The sequence below is a fragment of the Shimia sediminis genome (assembly GCF_003990645.1).
In the GTDB taxonomy this organism is placed as follows: Bacteria; Pseudomonadota; Alphaproteobacteria; order Rhodobacterales; family Rhodobacteraceae; genus Shimia; species Shimia sediminis.
In genome coordinates, this window is the sequence record NZ_RYZK01000104.1 from 1 (window position 1) to 565 (window position 565).

General features: G+C 58.1%; 1 pseudogene. It reads right to left on the minus strand.

Annotated elements, in window-relative coordinates:
- Window positions 1-565, minus strand: a pseudogene (locus tag EK369_RS21585) (IS3 family transposase); the annotation flags it as partial.

Here is a 565-nt window from a genome sequence, read left to right on the forward strand (position 1 = left end):
GGGCGGTTAGCGAGGAAGTCCCGGTTCAACAGGTTCGGCGCGATGTTGAAGCTGTGATTGCTGTCGGTCGTGGCTTTGAACTTCTTGTTCCTCTTCACCGTAATGCTGTTCTGTCGCATCAAACGGCCAATGCGGCGATGTCCGACATCAAAGCCAAGTTCCTTCAACTCTTCGGTCATGCGAGGCCTGCCGTAGCTGCCCAGAGACAGGCGGAACTGTTCGCGGATGTGGGCCAACAATACCATGTCCGTTCGCCGTCTCCGACTGGCCGGACGGGAACGCCAGGCGCGGTAACCTCGCGGGCTGACGTCCATAATCTCGCACAACCGGTTCACTGGGATGACGCGCCGGTGTTCTTCGACGAAGGCAAATCTCATTTGCTTCTCTCCGCAAAGAACGCCGTGGCCTTTTTTAGAACATCCCTCTCCTCCCGGAGCATACGGTTCTCTTTCCGCAGCTCTGCGACCTCGCGTTCGAGATCAGACTGGACGGTTGGCTTCTCGGGATTGCGCCGATCCTGCTGGATCCAGCGGCTCAGTGTCGAGAAGCCGATCCCAAAATCGGC